The following is a 23,240-nucleotide window of genomic DNA, read 5'->3' on the forward strand; positions in this document are numbered from 1 at the left end:
GTATCTCATCCGCTAACACGTAGCGGGATACTTGACCTTTACAGGGATGACGGTTGTCGGTAGGCCTAAATTACTTTAGTCATAAATATTAAGAAATTTACCAAACAAAAAAAAGGCAAAAGAAGCCCCATGGTTGGCTAGTTATTTATATGTACTTCAAAATATTGGCGTTTTTTATTCTAAACGCTGCAATTTAGCTGCTTTTAAATGCGACTAACCTAAATTATAAACGTTAAGAAATTTACTGAGCGGAAAAAAAGGCAAAGAAACCCTAGGGTAGCTAGTATTCAAATTCTCCCTTGTCTATTTGACGTCTTTTACTGTCTTAAACGCTTTATAAGCGCGTTTCAGCTTATATAGGTAGAAACCTAGAAGTTTTATAAAGACATGAGGTGCACATAGTGCAAAAATTAAGCATGATTTACGCCAAATACATTAAGTTTTTTGTCATTAATCCACTGCAGAGATTGCGAAGATAAATAAATAGCTTCAGTGTTATGATAAGGGGGCTGGCGGAGTTTGTAAAGTAATTTTTTGTAGCTCTCATGGTTTTTGGATTCTAACTAACGTCACGCGCTGGAATAACACCCTTGGTGGTAACAACTAAAGAAAAATATCAACTAGGTTTATAATCTATCACTACCGTGTTTGCAATTTTGTCATGAAAAGCTTGTTTATGTTCATCATCTACTGCACATACTAAAACTAGGATTAGTATAGCTAAAAGTAAAATAGGATTATAAAGCGATATACAGTAAATTATGAAAAAAGCGATGGTTCTTTTTATTGCTTGTATTAGAGTGATCTGCTCAAGTGTATCTTTGTCTCTTACACGCATGCTAAATAACAAGTGCCCTAGAGTGCCGCCAAATTTTACTAGCATGAATATATGAAATATACATGGTATCATTAAAAATAAAGAAAATACAATCGTGGTGATTACAATTATTGCACCCATGATCCCTTGTATTACGTGTGTAAGTGAGAAACCTACCGCCATTAAAGCAAATGGTATTGCGATAAATAAAATACAATCAACTATAAATGCTAGAATACGCCTTGTCATTTTTGAGTAGTTTACGTTTTTATCCATACACTGCCTATAAAGAAAAATATCAACTAGGTTTATAGTCTATTACCACTGTTTTTGCAATTTTATCATAAAAGGTCTGTTTACGTTGGTCAAATATTGCAAACATTAAAACTAAAGTTAGTATAATAAAAAGGCATCCAGAAACATAGCCAGGCAGAAGATAAGACAGAAAATTATAAATAACCCAAATGCCTTCCCTAAAAATGTATCTTATTGTTGCTTGCATTAGAGTAACGTTTTTAAATGTATTTGCATCTTTTATACGTACGCCGCACAGTAGTCTTCCTGGAGTGCAACCGTACTTCGTTATTGTTAATATATTAAATACTATATATGTTATAAGCAGTGTTGCCATAAGGATTATCCTATGGGTAGATATATCATCTACATCGTAATTTAGAAAAAGGAGTGAAACAAGTGCTATTATCATCCATAAAACACCGTCGATCGCACATGCTGAAACTCGCCTCAGAATCCCTGCATAACTTACTTTAGTATCCATACTCTGCCCATGTTCTACTGTGACATAACTAGTATAAAAATATGTTATTAAATAACCGTAAATATACTAATTTGGATAATACTAGCTACTTGTGCCACTCTGTTATTTGAATTAATATTAAATCATTTATAACTAGGAAAGTTATGTCAACACCAATCACAGTTGCATATGGTGATGGTATCGGACCAGAAATCATGGAAGCGGTGCTGTCGATATTGCGCAAAGCGGAAGCAAAAATCTCAATAGATATTATTGAAATAGGTGAGCGTGTTTATAGTAAGGAATGGTCTCACGGAATTTCTCCAAGTGGTTGGGAATCAATTGAAAGGACAAAAATATTATTAAAATCTCCAACAACAACTCCTCAAGGTAAAGGCCACAAGAGCTTAAATGTTGCACTCAGAAAAAATCTAGGGTTGTATGCAAATATCAGACCATGCGTTTCATATCATCCTGTTATAGAAAATAAATTCGATAAGTTTGATATCGTAGTGATACGCGAAAATGAAGAGGACGTTTACACCGGAATAGAGCATAGGCTCACTGGTGATTCTTACCAATGCACTAAAATTATTACTAGATCTGGCTCAGAGAAGATATGCAGGTATGCTTTTGAATACGCGAAAAAACACAACAGAAAAAAAGTAACTTGCCTGACTAAAGACAACATAATGAAAATGACTGACGGAACTTTCCATGCAGCGTTTGATCGCATTGCAAAGGAATACCAGGACATAAAGGCAGAACATTATATAGTTGATATTGGAATGGCACGTGTTGCCACAGAACCGGAGAATTTCGATGTTATAGTAACTGAAAATCTATATGGCGACATATTATCAGACATAGTGGCACAAACCTCTGGATCTGTGGGACTCGCTGGAAGTAGCAATATAGGTAATGAATATGCGATGTTTGAAGCGGTTCATGGTTCTGCTCCTGATATTGCAGGAAAAAACATAGCTAATCCTTCTGGTCTTTTAAATGCTGCAGTGCATATGCTAATTTACATAGGTCAAGTGGGTACTGCAAAACTAATCTACGATGCATGGCTGAAGACTTTAGAGGATGGAATACACACTGCCGATTTGTATAAGGAGAAAAGAAGTAAACAGAAAGTTGGTACAAAAGAATTTGCAGAAGCTGTTATAGATAATCTAGGAAAGAAACCTGCAACATTACCTGAGCTTATAATTAGCAGTGGTTCAGATAGTAAAATAAATAAAGTACAAGACAATTACGAACAAGATTACAAAGTTAAAAAGCTAGTGGGTAGTGATATAACGCTTGCTTGGGACAAATCCAGCAATTTTGATCAAATAGTAGGATTAAATAATCTGCAAATGATAGCAATATACTCAAAAGGACTGGCAATTTGGCCAAGAAGCTCAAAATCTTCAAGCGATCAAATAACCTGTAGGTTTATCGCAAATAATGAAAAGAAAACTATTACAAATATTGATGTGAATAACTTGCTAATCAAACTCGAAGAAAATAGCTTTGACGTGGTGAGAATGGATAAGTTGTATTTATATGATGGGAAAGAGGGGTTCTTTTCTTAATTCTTTAAAAGAGGTGTGATAAATGAAATGGATTCAAAAAAAGTAGAATTGATATTTGAAAAGTTTCAACAATCAAATCCTATACCGAAAATAGAGCTAAATTATACCAATCATTTTACGTTATTAGTTGCAATAGTTCTATCAGCGCGGACAACCGATGTCAGTGTTAATAAAATTACAAAGGAGCTATTTAGTATCGCTGATACGCCAGAAAAAATGCTGAGCTTTGGACAAAATGAGCTGAAAAAATGCATAAGCAGTATTGGTTTATATAATTCCAAAGCAAAAAACATAATCGGGCTCAGCAAAATATTGATTGAGCAGTACAATAGCAAAGTGCCTACTGATTTCGATGATTTGGTATCTTTACCAGGGGTTGGGAGAAAGAGCGCTAATGTGTTCTTAAATTCAGGACTTGGTATTCCAACATTGGCAGTTGATACTCATGTTTTTAGAGTAAGCAATAGACTTGGACTTGTGAGAGAAAAAGATGTGTTTAAAACAGAGCAATCTCTTTTAAATGTAGTTCCAAAAGAATACCTGCTTTATGCTCATCACTGGCTAGTTTTGCATGGTAGATATGTTTGCAAAGCGCAAAAGCCTTCGTGTGAAACGTGTATAATTCATGATTTGTGTGAGTTTGAATGCAAAAGGTATAAAGTCTAGCACACTATGATCCCTTTCTTGTCACTCCGATATTCCTTCCTTTTATCATCCGAGTAGCTGACGCTGGGATCCAGGTTGCTCATAAGCAAACTATAGTATTTTCAAAAGCGAATGATAAAGGTATAATATGTTTTTTTAAAGTAGGGAAAGCGATGGTATATAGTGTAGATTTAAGGGAAAAAGCAGTGTCTTTGGTAGAAAAAGGAAAGTCAAAGGTTGAAGTTGCAGAGGTTTTTGAGATAGAAACTATATAGATGGCTAAAAAAGAAAGCTACTGGCCAAGGTCTCAAAGCGGTAAAAAGTACTGGTTTTATTCGGAAAATAGACCCAAAAATACTTGTAGACTATGTTAAAAAACACCCAGATCACACACTAGCAGAAATGAAACAAAACCTTGGCTTTGGAATAAGTGCAATTTGGTATAGGTTAAAACAGCTAAAAATAACCTTAAAAAAAGTCACATTCTATCAAGAGCGCAATCAAGAAGATAGGCAGCAATTTATCGATAAAGTCTCAAAAATAGACCACTGTAGCATTTTATATATAGATGAAGCAGGAGTTGATAATAGACTATACCGAGAATATGCATGAGCTCCAAGAGGAGAAAAAATATATGCTGATGTTCCAGGAAAAAAGTGGGAAAGAGTGAGTATAATAGGTGGATGGATTGAAAAGAAGTTTATTACACCAATGACCTTCACAGGAGGGTGTAATAAAGATGTATTTAATGTATGGTTAGAGCGAACCACAATTGCAGGGAGTGTTAAATAAACTGTGTCAAACCGAAAAAAAAGTAATAAATTGATATAAAAAAATGGAGGTTTGACAATGAGTCAGAAAGTAGTAAACAGAACTACCGGTTTGGTAGATTATAAAGAATTAGAAACAAATATCCTGTCGTCTATACGAGAAGGAAGACCGTTGACAGGAAGAGATGGAGCATTAACACCGTTTATAAAAAAGTTGCTGGAGGTAAGCCTGGAAGGTGAAATAGAAAACCACTTGTCGGCTGAAAGCGAAGAGAATAATCGAAGAAATGGGAGGAATGCAAAGACTTTACGTACAAGCGCAGGGTCATTTGAACTTTTGACGCCAAGAGATAGGGAAGGAAGTTTCGAACCACAAATAGTCAAAAAAAGGCAAACAAACTTACATCCAGAGCTTGAAACGAAGATTTTGAGCACATTTGCCAGTGGTATGGGCTATAGAGATATAGTGTCACATGTTGAGGAAATTTATGATCACAAAATATCGGTGGCAGAGATATCAAGTATTACTGACAAATTGCTACCAGTAATCAACGAATGGCGTAGTCGCCCGCTGCAGTCTGTATATCCGATAGTTTTCATGGTTTTTTAAAGTCAAAGAGGACGGGCATTGCGTAAGTAAATGCATGTATAACATATTAGGCATAGATCAAAATGGCAAAAAAGAAGTATTAGGTTTTTATTTGGCTGAAAGTGAAGGAGCTAACTTCCGGTTGGGAGTGCTAAATGACCTCAAAGAAAGAGGAGTAGAAGATATCCTTATTGCCTGCGTTGATGGGCTGAAAAGCTTTCCTGCAGCTATAAACAGTGTCTTTCCTAATGCGGAAGTGCAGATGTGTATAGTGCATCAGATACGCAACTCACTGAAGTATGTGGCCAGTAAAGATGCGAAGAGTTTTTTGAGCGATTTAAAGAAGGTATATCAAGCTTCAAGCAAGGAAATTGCCGAGAATTATCTGTTGGAATTGGATGAAAAATGGGGCACAAAGTACCCTATGGTTATAAAATCTTGGCAGAATAATTGGGAAAACTTGTCTGGTTATTTTAAGTATTCTGGTCCAGTTAGGAGGATAATCTACACCACCAATCCCATAGAGGGGCTACATAGGCAAATTAGGAAATTCACTAAGACCAAAGGCTCATTTACCAGCATAAATGCCTTGTATAAGCAGGTATATTGTGCTATAAAGAAGGCAGAGGAAAAGTGGACGATGCCTGTACATGATTGGGCATTAACTATCTCTCAACTTGATGTTTTCTTTCCTGGCAGATTGAAAATTGAGTTGAACTAAAAATGCGGTTTGACACAGTTTATTTAACACTCCCTGCTTAAAGCTTAGTGTATTCTGTTATATTGATTTGGCTGCTTTACAATTGAAGCAATGTGCTGTGAACTACACGCTTCTTTTATATTGCTTCTAGGAGGAGATGATGATGCTTGACCTTGAGGTGTAGTGCTGCTTGCAGGATTCAAGTTTTTATTTTTCTTTTGCTGATGATAGTTCCATGCTTCTTGAACGGTTTGATGTGTAGGTTCTCCATCATTATAGTTTCCTCTCACAGAGTTTGAGTTTATGTCTTTCTTTTGCGGAGGATAATTCGATGCCTCTTCACGAGTCTGGAATATAGGCTCTCCATCATTATAGTTTGAGTTTATATTTTCCTTTTGCAAACCAGCGTTCAATAATTTCGATATCTCTCGCCCTAGCTGATCACCTTTATAATTATTGTTAAGATCTTTGATTTTCTCTTTTTTCTCGATTATTTGAGCTAAGGACTCGACAATAATATCTTTGTTTATTCTTGAAGCATCTATTGGCTTACTTCCTTTGACAGTAATTTCACTACTTCCTTGCTTACTACTTACATTATAGCCCTGCCCTTCAATTTTTGTTGCCACTTCTCTTCTAAATAAATTGCAAATAGCATTTATTACCTCTTGAATACAATCTTTAAAAAAAGCTTTGATTGCTTTAAATTCCTGTGCTAAGGAGATAGTCTCAGTGTATACTTGTTTTTTATTCTCACCATCAGTAACCATACCATCACTTGATTTCCTTTTTTGAGGAAGTGATGGTGATGCACTCTTATGTATAGGCTTTGCTTGCACTTTTAATGCACTCTTAATATCTTCAAAATTTTGGTATATACTTTCCTCTGGCACTATTTTTGATGCCTTAAATCCCTCTATTACTCGATCCGAAGCATCTTTTATTATCTCCTGAACCTTTTGAATATCTATTTGCTTACTCCCTTTGACAACAATTTCTTTTCTGTCCTTATTGCTCACACCATAGCCTTGCTCTTTGAGTGCCCTTATCGCCTCCTCTTTAAACAAGTCTTGAACACTATGTACTTCTTTCCTTAATTTATAACCATTGTTAATAAGAACAGACTTAATTGTCTCCATTTCTTTCTCTAAGGAAACAGTGCTTTTATTAATCTTAGCATATAGCGATTCTTGTTCCCTTGAGTTTTCATAATTTGGTTCTTGTATCAAACTGGTATTGATAAACTTTTGTACCTTTCCTAGATAACCAACATTTTTATCCTCTTTAGGTACTCGCACACCTTCAAATTTGATTTTTTGTATCTCTTCAATACTCAGCCCATTTTTTTCAAGCCATTCCTCTCTTTTACTCATTGATGCAACAAACTCATTAATCTTTTGAATATTTTTTACATCATCATCAACTAGCATGACAGTTTTTGGCAACTCACCATGTTTATCCTTATACTCCACAATTGCCTTACAGATGTGTAAATTTTTTCCAACTTGATTTTTTTGTTCTTTGAGACCTTTTGGAAGCTCATTATCATAATCTCCTGGAAACCCACCAAATACAGAAATACCGCCTGCTTGTTCTTTAGATAAACCCCAAATGATTCTCTACAACCCTTCTCACAGCGTCTGAATATCCTGTATACGATGCGATATTAACTTTCACTCCATTTGAAAGTGCAGATTGCAACACAGATTTTAATGTCTCCTTATTTTTTACTCCGCCTGTATTCTTTAGAAAATTTCCTATATCAGTATCGTTCACTGCATATTCTGCACCAGAATTGAAATCACTTTTTTTGAACCCGGAGTGTTTACCGGAGAAAATATTATGCATGTGTCCATTAGTAATAGTGTTATCAAAATCAAATATTAATAGGGTATTATTTCCTTTAGCCATATCTTCACCTCTAATCCTTACAAATCATATGGGTAGAGACTAACATTAATAGATTAATTATTTATTATAACCTTTCTAATTAATAGTGTGATAAATAAAGTAAATATAACAAGAAGTAAAAATCAACGGCATAAAGAAAAGACTTAAAGAGAGGCCAAATCAAAGTGCAATGGTATTTCACTAATCCAATTATTTTTCTCTTGATCTAGCCTATCATCCAATATTGCCTGCCTTATAGATGCCATTAACTTATTCATGAAGAAAACGTTATGAATGGTAACGAGTGTGTAAGCCAGGAGCTCTTTAGCTTTCAGTAAATGGTGTATATAAGCTCTTGAATGCTTTCTGCAGGTAAAACATAAGCAGTCACTTTCAATTGGGTTATTGTCCAGCTCGAATTGTTGATTTCGCAAATTAATATGCTCTTTGCACTTTGAAGAAATAGAATCTCTATTTTTTACTTTAATAAGCGCACCACCATGCCTTGCTAAACGGGTTGGATGCACGCAATCAAACGTATCAATTCCAAGACTAACTCCGCGAAAGATGTCCACAATTCCACCAATACCAAGCAAATGAGTAGGCCTATCTTTTTTCAGATGGTCCATAGTGAAAGAAACTACATCGTACATCTGCTCTTTACTTTGACCAAGTGATCCACCTATTGCTTGACCAAAAAATGGCAAATCGTTAATAAAACTACAACTTTCTCTACGTAAATCTTGATATACTCCGCCTTGACTAATTCCATACAGTGCCTGCTTGCCATTATTGTTTTTTTCAAATTCATTTAAAGAACGTTCAGCCCATTTGTGGCTCATGAGCATTGATTTTGCTGTGTATTCTTTGCTTATGTGAAATGGAGTACATTCATCTAAGACTAAATCTGCACCTAGTTTCTGTTGAATTTGTATAGACTTTTCAGGAGTCAAGCAATAAGTTTTACCATTAATGTAAGAACGAAAAATTGCCCCATCCTCATTAATTTTGATCAGAGTTTTTTGTTTTTTTCTTATTCCTTTTATCTCTTCCGAAACTGATCCGTGCCCTAAGCTAAATATCTGGTATCCACCAGAATCAGTGAGCATTGGTCCACTCCATCCCATCATCTTGTGCAAACCACCAAGTTTTGCTACGGTATCTTCCCCTGGTTGGAGCATTAGGTGATAGGTGTTGGAAAGTATTATCTGAGTACCTGCTTCACTAATTCTCTCGATATCTGCAGCTTTAATTGCAGCTTTTGTTGCACAGAATATAAAAGCTGGTGTTTCTACGCTTCCATTTGGAGTTTTAATTGTTCCAACTTTTGCAGAACCTGATTGCTTGATTATCTTGAATGCAAATTCTTCTTTCATCTATTTGCCTGAAAGTTCTGTTATGATGTTTTCTACTTTCTCAGGAGTAAGATTTTCATAGAAGTCATTATTGATCTGCACAACGGGAGCATTAACGCATACACCTAGGCATTCAACTTCTTTTAAAGTGAACAAATTATCTTTAGTAGTCTCACCGATATTGATTCCAAGTTTTTTTTTAAAGGTATTTAAAACTTCTTCACTATTGCACAACCAGCAAGGAGTTGTTCTACAAATTTGTATTAGATATTTGCCTACTGGTTTTAAATTATACATGGTGTAAAAATTTGCCACTTCATATACACGAATATGTGGAATATGCAGCATATCAGCAACATAACGCATAGCAGATTCAGAAACCCATCCGCATTGCTCTTGAACCAGGTATAGTAAAGGCATGACAGCACTACCTTCTCTACCTTTGGGATACATCTCTATAAACTTTTCCGCTTTCTTAAGGTTTTCTGATGTAAAACTAAACTGCTCTTTTTTTTCTATCATTCATGAGACTCGTGTAAACTTTACAGATTATACCTGTAGAACCAATGATTGCAATTGTTGGTTTTTTGAGAAATAGCATTTTGCAGTATCATACTACCCATACTGCCCAACTTGTAAATTCTTTTGGCTTGGCCATAGGATCCAGTTAAAAAATCTGATCATGCGCTAACTTCAATTGTTTCATAAGTTTGTTTTAGTAAATCTCAATTATTTTAGCTACAGCTAACTACTTTAAAAAAATGCTTAAGAAATTATAGTATATTATTTATAAATACACTATCCTTGACATTTATTATAAATGTTGTGTATGATAAACTATATTTATTAATATGAGGTTAAACTATGAGTAAACAATTAAATTTATGGATAAAAGAAACTGGTGAAGAGAAATTTAAAAATTTTCTCACATCACTAGATAAAGAAAATCTTCAAAAGCATGCCACAACTATTTACAGAAATTACGAACAAAGTTACAATGAAAAGTATTTCATGTACAACAAAATTGGTTCTGGTGCAGTAGTAATAGGATCTTGTGCTCTCATTCTGCTATCTCGATATTTCGATCTAAGAGAAAAAGTGCAAAAACCACTTGAATACATGGCACTTGCAGCAATTGTTATCTTTGGAGTTGGATTTCTATACTCACTTTATCAAGAACATGAATATAAAGCCTCCAACAAAAAGGGAGAATATGTATCAGATCACGAAAAACATAAGGAGCTTCCTGAGGTTCAAACAATTATAGATGAGCTAAAGGCAGAAGCCCTATTAGGGAGTAAAAAAGAAATTTAGCCAAAACTTAAGATTCCGCTACTTGTTAGCGGAATCTGCATAAGACATAACGAATAAAAATTTACCTTTAAATATAGATTATAGGGTTTTGAGAACTCTACCTTCCTTTCATCTATAAAACTTCTTAGCCATTTTCGAGCCTATACTTACTTTTTAGTATAAAATAAAGACGTTAATTTTTTAATTTTAGTTAAAATTTTCATTGACATTAACACACAGGAGTAATCATAATAGCATTTTATTAATATTTTAAATAAAATTATGTCTATATTAGGAAGATTGCTCGGGATCAACTCAAATACACCGGAAGTTAAAGAAGCGGTAGGTTTTAACCCAGCAAACGTAGGGTTGATTGAAGGAGATGGAGTCGCTTATGGACTTAGCTATCAAGATAATGGTAATGGGAGCAGTAAAGTAAAATTACTTATTAGTCCATTATATCAATCAAAAACATACGAATGGGGTACAAATGTCAGCGTAGTAAATGAATTCAAAGATCAATTGTCTCTCACATTAATAGAAGATTCAGCTGAAACAGATAAAGTTGGAGTTATCTTTCCTACAGAAGAAATTAACAAAAAAGAAAAATGCATCAAAGGCTTAACATTCAACACTTACGAAATCAAGCATTCAATTAATGTTCCCTTAGTTGAATACGTAGGAAAAGTAAAATTATACAAGAACATTAATAGAGATAGTCTTGCAAATGAAGACAATAGCTACTTTCAACCAAAAGCAGTAAAAGTTGGTAATGGTAATGTTATTGTAATTGCTCATAACTTAAAGGATCAAACTTTAGTTTCTTGGTATTTACAATCAGACACAAATGGAAAATTTAAGGTTTTGCGTGAAAAAAACGGTCTTATAGAAAGAAAATTATTCAAATTTGATAATCCAGGGCAATTAGTACTAGATGAAAATACGATACTTTATTCGCAAGTGAGAAAAAATAGTATTGAAAATCAAGAAGTAAGAACAAATATTTTTAAGTTCGATATGGCTAAAGTGGTTAAGGATCTAAAAAGTGGCAAGAAAGATGAATGTTTGCTTAGTAAGAGATGTCAGATAGATAATAAAGCACTATCTCTTTCCAGAGAATATGAAATAAGCTTTTTACAGTATGTGAAACGAACTGAAGGCAATGATCTAGTTGCCTTTCTTGCAGAAGACCGGTTGTCTGATAAACAAACGTTACATTTAACAAGTCTTGTTAAGAATGGATCAAAATCGAACTTTACTATTTGCGAATTTGCAGATTCTATAGAGCAATTGTACGTTAAAGACAATGGTCAAGACAGTTTTATTGTAACTGCAATAAGTGAAGAAAACATCGCAATTTTCAATCATCAAAGATTTGAAAAACCTTCTAAGGTAACAATAATACCGGCAAGTAGTATCAAAACTCTCAGTGATTTTGTTGATATCATTAACGGTCGATTGACACCTGATATCATTTCTAGTAGTACCGTGGCTCCTGTAACTATTACAGAAACGGTTGTGACTTCTAAGAAAACGCTGACTGCTGCAATTACTAGCACAACAGAAACCGACACTGTAAAGATTACCAAATTAACAACAGAAGCATCAACTACCGTTGCACCTACTTCTACAATGAATAAACCTTCAACGGAGTCAACGACTCAAACAAGTACAGTAACAGTGGAGCCAACAACAGAAGCCGTTGCACCTACTTCTACAATGAATAAACCTTCAACGGAGTCAACGACTCAAACAAGTACAGTAACAGTGGAGCCAACAACAGAAGCCGTTACACCTACTTCTACAATGAGTAAACCTTCAACGACTCGAACAAGTACAGTAACAATGGAGCCAACAACAGAAGCCGTTACACCTACTTCTACAATGAGTAAACCTTCAACGACTCGAACAAGTACAGTAACAATGGAGCCAACAACAGAAGCCGTTACACCTACTTCTACAATGAATAAACCTTCAACGGAGTCAACGACTCAAACAAGTACAGTAACAGTGAAGCCAACAACAGTAGCAAAAACAACTACTACTTCACAAGTGACCACGGTTGCTACAACGTCAACTAGTGTGCCAATAATAAACTCAGAGAAAACTATACAAACAGTATTTAGTATACCAAGTACTAGAACAAAAGAGTCAACAACTCCTATATTTACCACGACTTTACTTCCTCAACCTACTTCTTCACCACAGCCTACTCAACTTGCTATAGGGTCTAATAGGGCAGGAATGATAGGAGGATCTTTGATTGGAACAATAGGTATTGCTGGAATTATAGGATTTATAGCATATAAATGTATTAAGAAATATCACGGTTATTATAATGCTGCTCATGTGTTAGAATTAGCTGATTTGGAATCGCATTCAAATAGCAGCAATGAAGAAATTTTTTTCACCCATAGCAGAACAAGCAGTGATAATAACATATCTATACAAACTACGTATCAATCTGAAACAATGCTAGACAGTATATCGGTAGAAAGTAGTAGTAGGTCAAGAAGTAGCTCATCGTCTTCAGGCGGTGGACCAAGCTCTTGACTGACTGAAGCGGAGTCTAAAAGTGAAAAAAGCTTATCTTGGGATAGCGATGATGTGCCGGAATATCACCTTTAGCTATTTGTCTGAATGTTTTTAATATGTAGACTGTTAGGAAATTGTCTTTTGCTTTTGTGATTTTCATGTTAAAGTATAATTCCTGGGTGAAATAAGTAGCTGCTGTTGTGTGATAAACATAGCAGAGGAAAGTCCGGGCTCCAAGGAAAAATAGTGACGGGTAACGCCCGCCGGAGGTAACTCCAGTTATAGGGCTACAGAAAATTACCGCCTAAAATATTTTAGGTAAGGGTGAAAAGGTGTGGTAAGAGCACACCATGGCAATGGCAACATTGGTAGTCGAGTAACCAACACTAGGAGCAAGATTAAATAGAAGTAGATTTTATGTTTTTCTCATATCTACTCGGGTAAATCGCATGAGGTAAATGGTAACATTTACTCCAGATAAATAGCTACATAAACAGAACTCGGCTTATATTTCACCTAGGCGTCACATGATACGTGCGATATAAGCCATGCTATATTTAAGTGTAGGCATTTCATGCGTTGTCCTTCACTTGTTCTGCTTGATAGCCATCACTACTTTCGCCTACATTAACATTAGAATATTCTTCATCATCAATATACTCTTTCAGAACATACCCTCTGCCCCAAACGGTTTCTATGTGGCTTTTTCCATCATTTGCACTTTCAAGTTTCTTACGTAATTTGCACATAAAAACATCAACTATCTTGTTATCTGAAGGTTCATCCAAGCCATTGTAAAGATGATTTAAGAACATTTCTTTTGTTAGTACTGTTCCTTTACGCAGTGCTAGCAATTCTATCATAGAATACTCTTTATTAGTAAGGTGAACCGTTTTACCTTTCACCTCAACAATCCTGTGATCAAAATTGATATTTATATTACCAATCTTTATCACCGATTCAGGATGGCCTTTAGTACGACGCACTATGGCCTTAATTCGAGCTAATAACTCGCTTTTATGAAATGGCTTGGTTAAGTAATCATCTGCACCATACCCAAGCCCTTTAGCTTTGTGATTGACAGCGGATATACATGAAAGTATTAAGACAGGAACTTTGATTTTTGCACTTCTTAGTCTTAACAATATATCATATCCGTCAATATCACCAGGCAAGTGTATATCTAAAATAACTAGGTCATAGTAATCTCCGTTTGAGGAAACCATATTATTGTTATAATCTTGTGCAGAAGTAACAACGTCACAGAAGTGTCCATCAGAAGTTAAGGCATTAACCACAGTCTTTGCACTTACTTGATCATCTTCGATTAATAATATACGCATATTTTACACCCCATAAATAATTTATAATTTTAGTAATATATATAACTAAGGAAAGTAATAAATCAAATCTTTATTAACAAATGATCAAAATTACACTTATTAATTAATAATAAATATATTGTTCCAAAGTTATATAAATAGATCTAAAATATAATAGATATACCATGGTAGTAATAATATTTTTAGTAAATATTGAATTAAAGTTACTATTATTAAAAGAATACTTCGGTTAATAAATATTTAACTATTCTATATGTCTGTGTTATATTTTTAATTTACTTATCCTACTGTTTTAAAGTATAAGTAATACTTTCAGGAATATTGTGTGGCAATATCAATTTTAGGTGCTGGTGCATGGGGTACAGCAATCGCAATTTCACTCAGTAGTAAGAAAGATGTGATTTTGTGGACTCGCAATGAAACTACATTTGAATCAATCAACGGGAAAAGAGAAAGTGACAAGCTACCCGGTTGTCGAATTTCTGATAATGTGTCAGTAAAATTGGCTATTGAAGACACAATTAATGCTTCAGTAACAATCCTCGCTGTTCCCACTCAATCTCTGAGGGAGGTATGTCAGCAATTGCATAATTGTAATCTGAAAAAAGATGTAGCAATAATTTTAGCTTGTAAGGGAATAGAAAAGTCTACATTAAAATTACCTAGTGAAATAGTAAATGAAGTTTTACCTAACAATCCTATTGCTATTTTTTCAGGCCCTAGTTTTGCTGTAGAAGTTGCAAGAAAATTGCCCTATTCAATGGTTCTTGCATGCCGAAATAACATATTGGGTTCAAAGCTAGTATCAGAACTACAGCAAGAAAATGTTAAATTACGCCTTAGTAGCGATGTTATAGGGATACAGGTTTGTGCAGCGTTAAAGAACGTTTTTGCTATAGCGTGTGGGATTGTTCTAGGTAGTAAACTTGGGTTTAATGCTCATGCAGCATTGATTACGAAAAGTGTAAGCGAAATTAAGGCTTTATACTCAGCAAAAGTTGGTAACGGTAATGTGGATATAAATACACTACTTGGACCGGCATGTCTGGGTGACCTAATTATGACATGCACATCCTTGAATTCAAGAAACCTATCTTTTGGGTTTAAAATAGGTAATAGTGACAATGGCTTTAATGTTCAGCAGATTTTGTCAGAAGGCAAGTCAGTGATTGAAGGTTTTAGCACTGCTGAGCCCATATTTAATTTAGCAAGAAAGCTAAAGATAAAAATGCCTATATGTGAAGCGGTCTATAGATTATTGTATGAAAGCGCCTCTATAGAGGATACTATTTCTGTTCTTGTAAATTAGTTTTGTACTTTGGTGTATTGTGAAATTTTTATATAAATTGATATCAACATGGTGGCTGTCTGGCACAGTAAAAAAAATGCCAGGTACCATAGGCAGCTTAGCTTCTTATCCAATTGTTCCTGTGATACTGAGTGACAGAATTTTAGGTGCAGCAATTATTTTTTTTTTATTTTTGATTGGACTATGGTCTATAGGCAATTATATAAAACACTACAAGACTTCATGTGATCCAAAAGAGGTAGTAATTGACGAAGTAGTTGGTCAATTGCTGACAATACTTTTAGTTTCGATATTGTTAAGCCAAGAGATGAATTGCTCTTCATTGTTGTTGTGCTTTTTTTCTTTTAGGTTTTTTGATATAATAAAAACGTGGCCTATAAATTTGATCGATAAAAATACCAAAGGTCCTTTAGGTGTTATGCTAGATGACATTATAGCTGCAATTTTAGCCTGTGTTCTTATAGGAGCCTTTTATTGTTTATTGTTGATGTATGCAGGATAAAAAAATTTATTATTCAAGCTTAATTGTTCAAAATTTAAAGGATTATATACTGTACACAGCGAATTTATCTGAGTGGGAAGTACACGATGAATTTGATAACGTTACATTTACAATAAATGGTACTAGGGAGTCATTATTTAATTTTGTGTTCTGTGGAGATCAATGTACCGAGCTTTCTATACAAAAAACTCTAGATTATCTCAGAACAAGAGATATAGAAGCAACATGGGTAATAAATTCACATATGAAAATAAGAGATATTTTAGAAAAGTGTGAAATAAAACACGTTAGCACACCAAAAAAAGCTTTACTTAATATGAAAAATTACTTTTTACCTGCTGATGTTATTCCAAACTTGAGGTTAAATGCTGTAAATGGTAGCGACCTCTTAGAACAGTTAGATTTACACACTTCTAAAATTTTTTATCATGGCGTTGGAATTGTCAGCACATTTTTTCGCGGATTATCAAATTATGATGATAAAAACTCAAGATTAAGATTTTTTCTTGTAACACTAAATAGTGAAATTATTGGGACATGCGGTCTTTATGTTCAAGACAGTGTAGCTGGTTTTTATAGTGATGGAGTTTTACCAATTTACAGGAATCGTGGAATAGGTACCCAAATGGTTTTAGAAAGAATAAAGATAGCTAAACAGCTTGAATGCAAATATATAGTAGCACATTGTATGAAACCTTCTGTAAACCTTTATAAGAGATTGGGCTTTCAGATGTTAGGCAATCTTTACTTATATAACTCTTCAGCATAATTCTGAGCGGTTACAAGTTTTTACATCTGTTTTAGAAGTGCTATGTTTTTTTTGTATGAAGTGGTTTTAATATTGATTCTAATATTATTCTTTCTCTCTTATTCTAAATTAAAAATTAGTAATAAGATTAAGAACTTACAACATCGAAATGTTATCATAAATAATTTAATTGATACTGTGAATGATGGGTTTTATATTTGGGATGCAAAAAAGCGTATAGAAAAGTTCTCTCCCAACTTACTAATTTTGCTTAATACTGTTTTTTACTCATTTAATGAGTTTGTGAATTTTTTTGAGCAATCAGAAAGTTTAATTAAAAATTTTGCTGAGGCAAAGGAAATAAATAAATCTTTTACTCTAGATTTAAAGTCAAAAGACAGTGAGGTTTATTGCATATGTTATGGTAGAAGCATAATAGATGATTCTAACAATGTGATTGGTGTGCTGTTATGGATAAGGAATGTCTCAGACTGTAAAATAAAAGCTCACGGACTTGAGCTAGAAAATAGTAAGCTTACACAAGAAGTGGAGAGCTATAAAAATGTTTTCAACTCTTTACCATTTCCAATACTAAAATATAACAAGAATAGAAAGGTAGAATTTTATAATTTGTTTTATGATAAATATGTAGATGGCTCTAAGAAATTTGCTATTACCAGTAGCGCTCATAGCACAAAACCAGGAAGGCATGTCGTAACTTACAAGAACGAACCTAAGGTTTTCGATTTTGTTAAAATTCCAATACAAGGTTCTGGTAGCATAGTAATGTATGGGAAAGATGTTAGTGATGCAGAGAAATTATATACTGAATTAAACAGTTATTTAGCTACACAGAAAAATTTGCTTGAGAGGTTGCCGGTTGCTATAGTAATATATAGTAAGAATCAAAAGCTAAAATTTTATAATAATGCTTTCATAAAAACCTTTCAATTTGACCCAAAATTTTTGGCATCTTACCCAACTTATCATGAAGTTATGCTTTACCTCTTCGAATCTAAAAAGCTTTTAGAAAAAGAGGATTTTCAAACTATTAGTAACCAAAGACATGAGTTATTCAAAAAATTATTTGCATCGTATGATGATACGATGCATTTCACGAATGGAAAAGCGTTCAGGGTATTAACAATACCCTACGCTTCGGAAGGTTTGCTGTTCTCTTACGAAGAATGCAAAAGATGATACTTAAACTCCTTCTTTCTCTACCATGAGCTGTTTTACTTTCGCTATTGCTCTTGCTGGATTAAGTCCTTTAGGACAAGTTTTTGTGCAATTCATTATTGTATGACAACGATACAACTTGAATGGGTCGTTTAAAACATCAAGTCTTTCACCTGTCTTATTATCACGGCTGTCAGCAATCCATCTGTAGGCTTGTAATAGTATTGCTGGTCCTAAAAATTTATCACTATTCCACCAGTAGCTTGGGCAACCAGTCGAACAGCAAGCACATAATATACAGTCGGACAAGCCATCTAATTTTTTTCTATCTTCAGGAGATTGAGAGTATTCTTTATTTGGTAGGGCAGGCTTATCTGCTTGTAACCAAGGTTTAATTGATTTGTATTGCTCATAAAATTGGCTCAAGTCCGAGACTAGGTCCTTTATCACATACATGTGAGGTAATGGATATATTTTTACATCACCTTTTATATCGTGTATAGATCTAGTACATGCAAGAGTATTGGTTCCGTCAATATTCATGGCACAAGATCCACATATGCCTTCTCTACAAGAACGTCTGAAAGTTAAAGTCGAATCTATTTCATCCTTTATTTTTATTAATGCATCAAGTACCATAGGGCCACAACTATCCATATCAATAAAAAATGTGTCTATTCTAGGGTTTTTCTCGTCATCAGCAGACCAACGGTAAATTTGAAATCTTCTGATGTTTTTTGCTCTAGCAGGAATAGGATAAATTTTGCCCTTTTGATTAATTTTAGAATTCTTTGGCAAAGAAAACTGAACCATATCACTTACCTTTTATTGTTTATAGCTAAAACCCTTTGTAGATAACATATTTTATTATCATCTACTATATTTTTATTAAATTCCTTTTAAATCGCGCACATATTGTAGCCAAGCGAAGCTAAAATTTCTCTTTCTAGATTTTTCATTATAATTTCTTCATCTTTTTTTTGGTGATCATGACCAAGTAAATGCAGTAATCCATGCACTAACATGTGTGCAATGTGAGCAAGAATAGGTATACAATACTCATGCGATTCTCTTTTTATTGTGTCTATTGAAATTGCTATGTCTCCTAAATCGCACTCATTAGACAATTGTTCACACGGAAATGATAGTACGTTAGTTGGCTTATCCATTTCTCTAAATTTTAAATTAAGTTGATGTAGCAAATCATCATCAGCCAGAGCTATTGATATATTTGGTTTATAGTGGTCTATTTTTAATTCTTTTAGAGAAGCATTGATGACACCTAATACAAAATTTTTAGGATTTTCTATAATGCTGCACCATTTCTTGTCAAGAATATTTACTTCTAACATTCACTCATCCTTATTACTTCATTCCATTCAATTTCCGAAACTGGGGCAATTGATAAACGTGGTTGTTTTAATATAGACATATTTTTCAAAAGTGGGTTTTGTTTTATATTATTTAACGTTACTTGGTTATTTAAAGGTTTCAAAAACTTTACATTCACTAATCCGAACTTGGGATCATTAATATGATAATACTCTTTAAATACTTCAACGATTCCAAGTATTGCTTTCTCTTTACCTGTATGATAAAAAAACGCAAGATCGCTTACTTTCATAATTTTCATGTAATTTTGAGCTTGATAATTGCGCACGCCATCCCACTCAACTACCTGCTCCTTTTCCATTTTTTGCCATGAATATTCACTTGGCTCTGACTTGAGTAGCCAAAGTTGCATTATTTTTTTCTTCTTAAATAAGCCGGTATATCATAAACATTGCTGCCCCATTTAGCTCCTTCGCTTACCTGTTCAGTTGGTTTTGTTTCCAGTGTTTTGTCTTGCGTACTTTCACTGTGACTATAGGGCCACTTAAATTTCTCTTTCTCTGAGTCTTCGCTCTGACTTATAGGTGAAGTTTCTGACTTATTATTGCGACCATCAATGCCAGTTGCAAGAACAGAAACTCTAACTCTTCCCTCCATCGCTTGATCAAAAGTAGCACCAAATATTATATTTGCATTTTCATCTACTTCTTCACGCACTCTATTGGCTGCAGCATCAACTTCAAACAGAGTCATATCTCCGCCACCAGTAATGTTAATTAATATTCCTTGCGCACCTTTCATTGATACATTGTCAAGCAATGGATTGGATATTGCAGCTTCCGCAGCACTAATTGCTCTATCTTCTCCTTCTGCCTCTCCGGTGCCGATCATCGCTTTGCCCATCTCGCTCATTACTGTTTCTATATCAGCGAAGTCAAGATTAATAAGCCCTGGCATGACCATCAAGTCAGTTACTCCTCTGATGCCAATATGCAGAACATTATCAGCAAGTTTAAATGCATCAGAAAATGTAGTTTTTTCATTTGCAATTCTAAATAAATTCTGATTTGGAATGACAATAAGTGTATCCACGTATTTTTGCAGTTCTTCAAGTCCAAGCTCTGCAATGCGCATGCGGCGCACACCTTCAAAACCGAACGGTTTAGTTACAACTCCAACAGTCAATATCTTTTTTTCTTTTGGCGCTCTATCCTTAACTGCAGCTCTTGCTTCTCTGGCTGCTTTTGCAATTACCGGTGCTGCACCGGTTCCGGTACCACCGCCCATTCCTGCTGTGATGAAAAGCATATGACTATCTTTTATATGCTCCATAATTTCATCGATTGATTCTTCTGCTGCACCTTTCCCAACATCAGGCAAAGCACCAGCACCAAGACCCTTAGTTAAATTAATGCCAAGCTGAATTTTTTTATCACATAACGACTTTTCTAGTGCTTGAGCGTCGGTATTTGCGACAACAAAATTCACTCCTTGCAAATTAGATTGGATCATGTTATTCACAGCATTTCCACCAGCACCACCCACTCCCACAACGGTAATCCTTGGGTGTAATATAGGTAACTCCGGCAGACTAAGATCAATAGACATTTAAATTACTCAAATTTAGCGAATTCACTTGATAGTAAGTTACCGCTTTTTTAATAATATGCAAATACTTTTCACTTCTATAGGCGTAAACAGTAAACGGGATTTACTTATTCTTAATATTTATACTAATAAGTGCTATTTTATAATTACTAGATTTTTGGATGATATTACTTCAAAAAAATAAAAAATGTTTATAAAAAGGGACAGAGACCTATCCCTTTTTGTTTTGTTGAAGTTATTATACACCTTTTTCTGCTTTGTTCGATGCTTCAACCACAACATCTTTTAATTTTGAGGCAACTTGATATGTTCCATAAAGAACAGCAGCTGCAGCAATTGTCATTATGGCACCTGCAACTATCTGACCAGCAACACCTGTTCCGATAAATCCAGGTAATGAAGCAGCTATTGCTTGATTTGTCCCAACAAAGTAGCTGGCAGTCTTAGCAAGAAACCCAGAAGCTTCTGCTGCACTAACAAAGCCTGCTTTCATATGCATTGCTGTAAAGACAACACTTGCAACTGCAACCGGAAATAATGCTGTTCTTAACTTATTATCCTTAATATACTGACCAAGCCCACCAGCAGCACCTGTAACTCCCCAGTGTCCATTATCAGGGTTTTTATATCCCTCTGAAATAGCGTGAAAAACACTATGTTCTTGTTCGTAATTATATTCTGTTAATGCCATAACTCTACTCCTTAAATAGAATGTTAAAATTTCATTAAGGGCAGTATATAATGAAACAAATTGTCTGTCAAGTAAACTAATTTTTTAATATATCCTTATTCTGTAATTCAGCGCTTCAGCAATGTGTGCTCTTTTTACTTCTTCACTTTTTGCAAGATCTGCAATGGTTCTTGCAACTTTTAATACGCGTGTGTAGCCTCGATTGGAAATGTAATTTTCTTTCAGTACGTATTTTAGCAATTCTAACCCTGCCTGATCTGGTTCAGTAAATTTATTAAATGCTTCACCGCTTACTTCTGCGTTACAACGAACATTCAATTTACTATAATGCTCAGTTTGAACTTTTCTTGCTGCTATCACTCTTTCTCTTATGATTTTAGTACTTTCTACCTCCACAGAGATTTCAGGAGAGAGTATGCTAACGTTTGGCATTTCAATGCATATGTCTATTCTATCAAGCAATGGTCCTGATATTTTGTTTTTGTAATCTGTGCCACACTTTGGAGCTTTGTTGCACGATCTACTTGCATCCCCCAAGTAACCACATCTGCAGGGGTTCATCGCAGCAATCAGTTGAAAATTTGCAGGGTAGGTTATGTGAGCATTTGCCCTTGCAACGGTAACTTTTCTATCTTCAAGTGGTTGGCGCAGAGAATCAAGCACAAGTCTTGGAAATTCAGGTAGCTCATCAAGGAATAACACGCCATTGTGAGCCATAGTGATTTCTCCAGGTTTTGCATTCTTTCCTCCCCCTATCATTGCTGGCATAGAGCATGAATGATGAGGTTCACGAAAGGGGCGAGTTACTTTGAATATTTCATTACCAGTTTTTGTTATGCTGGAAATAATATTAACATCAATCATCTCCTGTTCGGTCAAATCAGGCAGCAATCCTATAAAGCGCTTAGCAAGCATTGATTTTCCAGTACCAGGAGGGCCAACAAGAAGCATATTATGCCCACCTGCTGCTGCAATTTCAGCTGCTCTTTTTGCAACAACTTGGCCTTTGATATCCTTCATATCGGGAACCAATCTTTTTTCTTTGGGTGCATCACTATAATTAAAAATTACTGGCTGAATTAATTGCTCACCCTTAAAGTGTCTGATAATATCAGTTAATTTCTCTATAGCTAGAATTGAAACATTCTTTACCCATGAAGCCTCTACTCCATTTCCCCTTGGGCAAATTACTCCTTTATTTGCCTTTTTTGCATTAATTGCTGTTGGCAGCACTCCTGAAACTGGAATAACTCTGCCATCAAGAGCCAGTTCACCCATGATTATATAAGACTGAACTTTTTCAACTGGTATCACATTCATTACAACAAGTAGTCCAATAGCGATAGCCAAGTCATAATGACTGCCTTCTTTCAGCAAATCCGCAGGGGAGAGATTAACTGTAATTCTTTTTGGAGGTAGTAGTAGATTGATTGAATTTAACGCTGCTCTGATGCGCTCTTTGGATTCCGCAACAGTTTTATCCGGCAATCCAACAATATTAAAAGCTGGAATACCATTTGCCATATGAATTTGTGCATTGACATTTACTGTGCTAATTCCCTGAAGCGCAACGGTATTTATATTTGCAATCATA

The 23,240-nt window shown here is 34.8% G+C and carries 23 protein-coding genes, 1 other RNA gene and 2 pseudogenes; 13 read left to right on the top strand and 13 right to left on the bottom strand.

The window, feature by feature from the left end; translation table 11 throughout:
- Positions 1 to 616: 616 nt before the first annotated feature.
- Together AAGD68_RS05955 and AAGD68_RS05960 are read right to left on the bottom strand one after the other, a co-directional pair.
- Positions 617 to 1,093 (bottom strand): RDD family protein, encoded by a 477-nt coding sequence (locus tag AAGD68_RS05955; RefSeq protein WP_253309324.1) that lies wholly within the window; start codon positions 1,091 to 1,093, stop codon positions 617 to 619.
- A 22-nt stretch (positions 1,094 to 1,115) separates the two neighbouring features.
- On the bottom strand, positions 1,116 to 1,595 hold the full coding sequence (locus AAGD68_RS05960) for an RDD family protein (RefSeq protein WP_264687985.1): 480 nt from the start codon (positions 1,593 to 1,595) through the stop codon (positions 1,116 to 1,118).
- 143 nt (positions 1,596 to 1,738) lie between these two features.
- On the opposite strand from AAGD68_RS05960, the gene icd reads away from it, so the two are divergent.
- The 6 genes and pseudogenes from icd to AAGD68_RS05990 all read left to right on the top strand — a co-directional run bounded on the left by icd (position 1,739) and on the right by AAGD68_RS05990 (position 5,882).
- The gene (gene icd / locus AAGD68_RS05965) at positions 1,739 to 3,157 is read left to right on the top strand and encodes an isocitrate dehydrogenase (protein ID WP_253309322.1); all 1,419 of its coding nucleotides are present in this window, start codon (positions 1,739 to 1,741) and stop codon (positions 3,155 to 3,157) included.
- A 27-nt stretch (positions 3,158 to 3,184) separates the two neighbouring features.
- Positions 3,185 to 3,823 carry an endonuclease III gene (gene nth / locus AAGD68_RS05970; protein ID WP_253309321.1) on the top strand — a complete coding sequence of 213 codons (639 nt, stop codon included), beginning with the start codon at positions 3,185 to 3,187 and terminating at the stop codon, positions 3,821 to 3,823.
- Between the two features lie 152 nt (positions 3,824 to 3,975).
- A complete protein-coding gene (locus tag AAGD68_RS05975; protein ID WP_253309320.1) occupies positions 3,976 to 4,077 on the top strand; it encodes an IS630 transposase-related protein in 102 nt (33 codons plus the stop codon).
- Positions 4,078 to 4,129: 52 nt separating this feature from the next.
- Positions 4,130 to 4,414: pseudogene (locus AAGD68_RS05980) on the top strand (IS630 transposase-related protein); the annotation flags it as partial.
- 54 nt (positions 4,415 to 4,468) lie between these two features.
- The gene (locus tag AAGD68_RS05985; protein ID WP_264687987.1) at positions 4,469 to 4,594 is read left to right on the top strand and encodes a hypothetical protein; all 126 of its coding nucleotides are present in this window, start codon (positions 4,469 to 4,471) and stop codon (positions 4,592 to 4,594) included.
- A 57-nt stretch (positions 4,595 to 4,651) separates the two neighbouring features.
- Positions 4,652 to 5,882, top strand: a pseudogene (locus AAGD68_RS05990) (IS256-like element ISWpi15 family transposase).
- Positions 5,883 to 5,926: 44 nt separating this feature from the next.
- Here AAGD68_RS05990 and AAGD68_RS05995 read toward each other — a convergent pair.
- The 4 genes from AAGD68_RS05995 to nuoE form a co-directional block, all read right to left on the bottom strand.
- Positions 5,927 to 7,333, bottom strand: coding sequence for a hypothetical protein (locus AAGD68_RS05995; RefSeq protein ID WP_341814189.1), 1,407 nt, complete (start codon positions 7,331 to 7,333; stop codon positions 5,927 to 5,929).
- Between the two features lie 124 nt (positions 7,334 to 7,457).
- Positions 7,458 to 7,772 (bottom strand): hypothetical protein, encoded by a 315-nt coding sequence (locus AAGD68_RS06000; protein WP_341814190.1) that lies wholly within the window; start codon positions 7,770 to 7,772, stop codon positions 7,458 to 7,460.
- A 143-nt stretch (positions 7,773 to 7,915) separates the two neighbouring features.
- Entirely contained in the window at positions 7,916 to 9,127 is a 1,212-nt protein-coding gene (gene tgt / locus AAGD68_RS06005) for a tRNA guanosine(34) transglycosylase Tgt (RefSeq protein WP_265045138.1), read from the bottom strand.
- A complete protein-coding gene (gene nuoE / locus AAGD68_RS06010) occupies positions 9,128 to 9,628 on the bottom strand; it encodes an NADH-quinone oxidoreductase subunit NuoE (protein ID WP_341814191.1) in 501 nt (166 codons plus the stop codon).
- A gap of 342 nt (positions 9,629 to 9,970) precedes the next feature.
- On the opposite strand from nuoE, the gene AAGD68_RS06015 reads away from it, so the two are divergent.
- From AAGD68_RS06015 to rnpB, 3 genes are all read left to right on the top strand, one after another.
- The gene (locus AAGD68_RS06015; protein ID WP_265016635.1) at positions 9,971 to 10,420 is read left to right on the top strand and encodes a hypothetical protein; all 450 of its coding nucleotides are present in this window, start codon (positions 9,971 to 9,973) and stop codon (positions 10,418 to 10,420) included.
- A gap of 261 nt (positions 10,421 to 10,681) precedes the next feature.
- Positions 10,682 to 12,952 (top strand): hypothetical protein, encoded by a 2,271-nt coding sequence (locus AAGD68_RS06020; RefSeq protein ID WP_341814192.1) that lies wholly within the window; start codon positions 10,682 to 10,684, stop codon positions 12,950 to 12,952.
- Between the two features lie 157 nt (positions 12,953 to 13,109).
- Positions 13,110 to 13,458: RNase P RNA component class A (gene rnpB / locus AAGD68_RS06025), an RNA gene on the top strand.
- Positions 13,459 to 13,506: 48 nt separating this feature from the next.
- On the opposite strand, the gene AAGD68_RS06030 is transcribed toward rnpB, so the two are convergent.
- Positions 13,507 to 14,277 carry a response regulator transcription factor gene (locus AAGD68_RS06030; protein ID WP_096616586.1) on the bottom strand — a complete coding sequence of 257 codons (771 nt, stop codon included), beginning with the start codon at positions 14,275 to 14,277 and terminating at the stop codon, positions 13,507 to 13,509.
- 325 nt (positions 14,278 to 14,602) lie between these two features.
- Between AAGD68_RS06030 and AAGD68_RS06035 the strand changes: the two genes are divergently transcribed.
- From AAGD68_RS06035 to AAGD68_RS06050, 4 genes are read left to right on the top strand one after another with little or no spacing between them, the layout of a single operon-like run.
- Positions 14,603 to 15,586, top strand: coding sequence for an NAD(P)H-dependent glycerol-3-phosphate dehydrogenase (locus AAGD68_RS06035; protein ID WP_253309313.1), 984 nt, complete (start codon positions 14,603 to 14,605; stop codon positions 15,584 to 15,586).
- 19 nt (positions 15,587 to 15,605) lie between these two features.
- The gene (locus tag AAGD68_RS06040) at positions 15,606 to 16,088 is read left to right on the top strand and encodes a phosphatidylglycerophosphatase A (RefSeq protein ID WP_265016633.1); all 483 of its coding nucleotides are present in this window, start codon (positions 15,606 to 15,608) and stop codon (positions 16,086 to 16,088) included.
- The gene (locus AAGD68_RS06045; protein ID WP_253309312.1) at positions 16,078 to 16,857 is read left to right on the top strand and encodes a GNAT family N-acetyltransferase; all 780 of its coding nucleotides are present in this window, start codon (positions 16,078 to 16,080) and stop codon (positions 16,855 to 16,857) included. Before AAGD68_RS06040 ends, AAGD68_RS06045 begins: the two co-directional genes overlap by 11 nt.
- 42 nt (positions 16,858 to 16,899) lie before the next feature.
- The gene (locus AAGD68_RS06050; RefSeq protein ID WP_187297077.1) at positions 16,900 to 18,036 is read left to right on the top strand and encodes a hypothetical protein; all 1,137 of its coding nucleotides are present in this window, start codon (positions 16,900 to 16,902) and stop codon (positions 18,034 to 18,036) included.
- A gap of 3 nt (positions 18,037 to 18,039) precedes the next feature.
- Here the strand turns inward: AAGD68_RS06050 and AAGD68_RS06055 are convergent, their stop codons facing one another.
- The 6 genes from AAGD68_RS06055 to AAGD68_RS06080 all read right to left on the bottom strand — a co-directional run bounded on the left by AAGD68_RS06055 (position 18,040) and on the right by AAGD68_RS06080 (position 23,239).
- On the bottom strand, positions 18,040 to 18,828 hold the full coding sequence (locus tag AAGD68_RS06055) for a succinate dehydrogenase iron-sulfur subunit (protein WP_253309311.1): 789 nt from the start codon (positions 18,826 to 18,828) through the stop codon (positions 18,040 to 18,042).
- 86 nt (positions 18,829 to 18,914) lie between these two features.
- Complete coding sequence (gene ybeY, locus AAGD68_RS06060) at positions 18,915 to 19,367, bottom strand: rRNA maturation RNase YbeY (RefSeq protein ID WP_253309310.1); 453 nt, start codon at positions 19,365 to 19,367, stop codon at positions 18,915 to 18,917.
- On the bottom strand, positions 19,361 to 19,759 hold the full coding sequence (locus tag AAGD68_RS06065; RefSeq protein WP_253309309.1) for an EVE domain-containing protein: 399 nt from the start codon (positions 19,757 to 19,759) through the stop codon (positions 19,361 to 19,363). Before AAGD68_RS06065 ends, ybeY begins: the two co-directional genes overlap by 7 nt.
- A complete protein-coding gene (gene ftsZ, locus AAGD68_RS06070) occupies positions 19,759 to 20,955 on the bottom strand; it encodes a cell division protein FtsZ (protein ID WP_253309308.1) in 1,197 nt (398 codons plus the stop codon). The genes AAGD68_RS06065 and ftsZ overlap by 1 nt, the downstream gene beginning before the upstream one ends.
- A 238-nt stretch (positions 20,956 to 21,193) precedes the next feature.
- Entirely contained in the window at positions 21,194 to 21,646 is a 453-nt protein-coding gene (locus AAGD68_RS06075; protein WP_264687995.1) for a hypothetical protein, read from the bottom strand.
- Positions 21,647 to 21,730: 84 nt separating this feature from the next.
- Complete coding sequence (locus tag AAGD68_RS06080; RefSeq protein WP_341814193.1) at positions 21,731 to 23,239, bottom strand: YifB family Mg chelatase-like AAA ATPase; 1,509 nt, start codon at positions 23,237 to 23,239, stop codon at positions 21,731 to 21,733.
- Between the last annotated feature and the right edge of the window lies 1 nt (position 23,240).

It is taken from the genome of Wolbachia endosymbiont (group A) of Machimus atricapillus (assembly GCF_964027095.1).
GTDB lineage: Bacteria > Pseudomonadota > Alphaproteobacteria > Rickettsiales > Anaplasmataceae > Wolbachia.

Excerpts from the sequence above, each read along its gene's own strand:
- AAGD68_RS06015 (WP_265016635.1), top strand. The coding sequence starts at position 9,971 with ATGAGTAAACAATTAAATTTATGGATAAAAGAAACTGGTGAAGAGAAA.
- ybeY (WP_253309310.1), bottom strand. The coding sequence starts at position 19,367 with ATGTTAGAAGTAAATATTCTTGACAAGAAATGGTGCAGCATTATAGAA.
- AAGD68_RS06080 (WP_341814193.1), bottom strand. The coding sequence starts at position 23,239 with ATGATTGCAAATATAAATACCGTTGCGCTTCAGGGAATTAGCACAGTA.
- AAGD68_RS05955 (WP_253309324.1), bottom strand. The coding sequence starts at position 1,093 with ATGGATAAAAACGTAAACTACTCAAAAATGACAAGGCGTATTCTAGCA.
- AAGD68_RS06045 (WP_253309312.1), top strand. The coding sequence starts at position 16,078 with ATGCAGGATAAAAAAATTTATTATTCAAGCTTAATTGTTCAAAATTTA.
- icd (WP_253309322.1), top strand. The coding sequence starts at position 1,739 with ATGTCAACACCAATCACAGTTGCATATGGTGATGGTATCGGACCAGAA.
- AAGD68_RS06020 (WP_341814192.1), top strand. The coding sequence starts at position 10,682 with ATGTCTATATTAGGAAGATTGCTCGGGATCAACTCAAATACACCGGAA.
- AAGD68_RS06075 (WP_264687995.1), bottom strand. The coding sequence starts at position 21,646 with ATGGCATTAACAGAATATAATTACGAACAAGAACATAGTGTTTTTCAC.
- AAGD68_RS06055 (WP_253309311.1), bottom strand. The coding sequence starts at position 18,828 with ATGGTTCAGTTTTCTTTGCCAAAGAATTCTAAAATTAATCAAAAGGGC.
- AAGD68_RS06000 (WP_341814190.1), bottom strand. The coding sequence starts at position 7,772 with ATGGCTAAAGGAAATAATACCCTATTAATATTTGATTTTGATAACACT.
- nth (WP_253309321.1), top strand. The coding sequence starts at position 3,185 with ATGGATTCAAAAAAAGTAGAATTGATATTTGAAAAGTTTCAACAATCA.
- AAGD68_RS06065 (WP_253309309.1), bottom strand. The coding sequence starts at position 19,759 with ATGCAACTTTGGCTACTCAAGTCAGAGCCAAGTGAATATTCATGGCAA.
- tgt (WP_265045138.1), bottom strand. The coding sequence starts at position 9,127 with ATGAAAGAAGAATTTGCATTCAAGATAATCAAGCAATCAGGTTCTGCA.
- nuoE (WP_341814191.1), bottom strand. The coding sequence starts at position 9,628 with ATGATAGAAAAAAAAGAGCAGTTTAGTTTTACATCAGAAAACCTTAAG.
- AAGD68_RS05975 (WP_253309320.1), top strand. The coding sequence starts at position 3,976 with ATGGTATATAGTGTAGATTTAAGGGAAAAAGCAGTGTCTTTGGTAGAA.
- AAGD68_RS06030 (WP_096616586.1), bottom strand. The coding sequence starts at position 14,277 with ATGCGTATATTATTAATCGAAGATGATCAAGTAAGTGCAAAGACTGTG.
- AAGD68_RS05960 (WP_264687985.1), bottom strand. The coding sequence starts at position 1,595 with ATGGATACTAAAGTAAGTTATGCAGGGATTCTGAGGCGAGTTTCAGCA.
- ftsZ (WP_253309308.1), bottom strand. The coding sequence starts at position 20,955 with ATGTCTATTGATCTTAGTCTGCCGGAGTTACCTATATTACACCCAAGG.
- AAGD68_RS06050 (WP_187297077.1), top strand. The coding sequence starts at position 16,900 with ATGTTTTTTTTGTATGAAGTGGTTTTAATATTGATTCTAATATTATTC.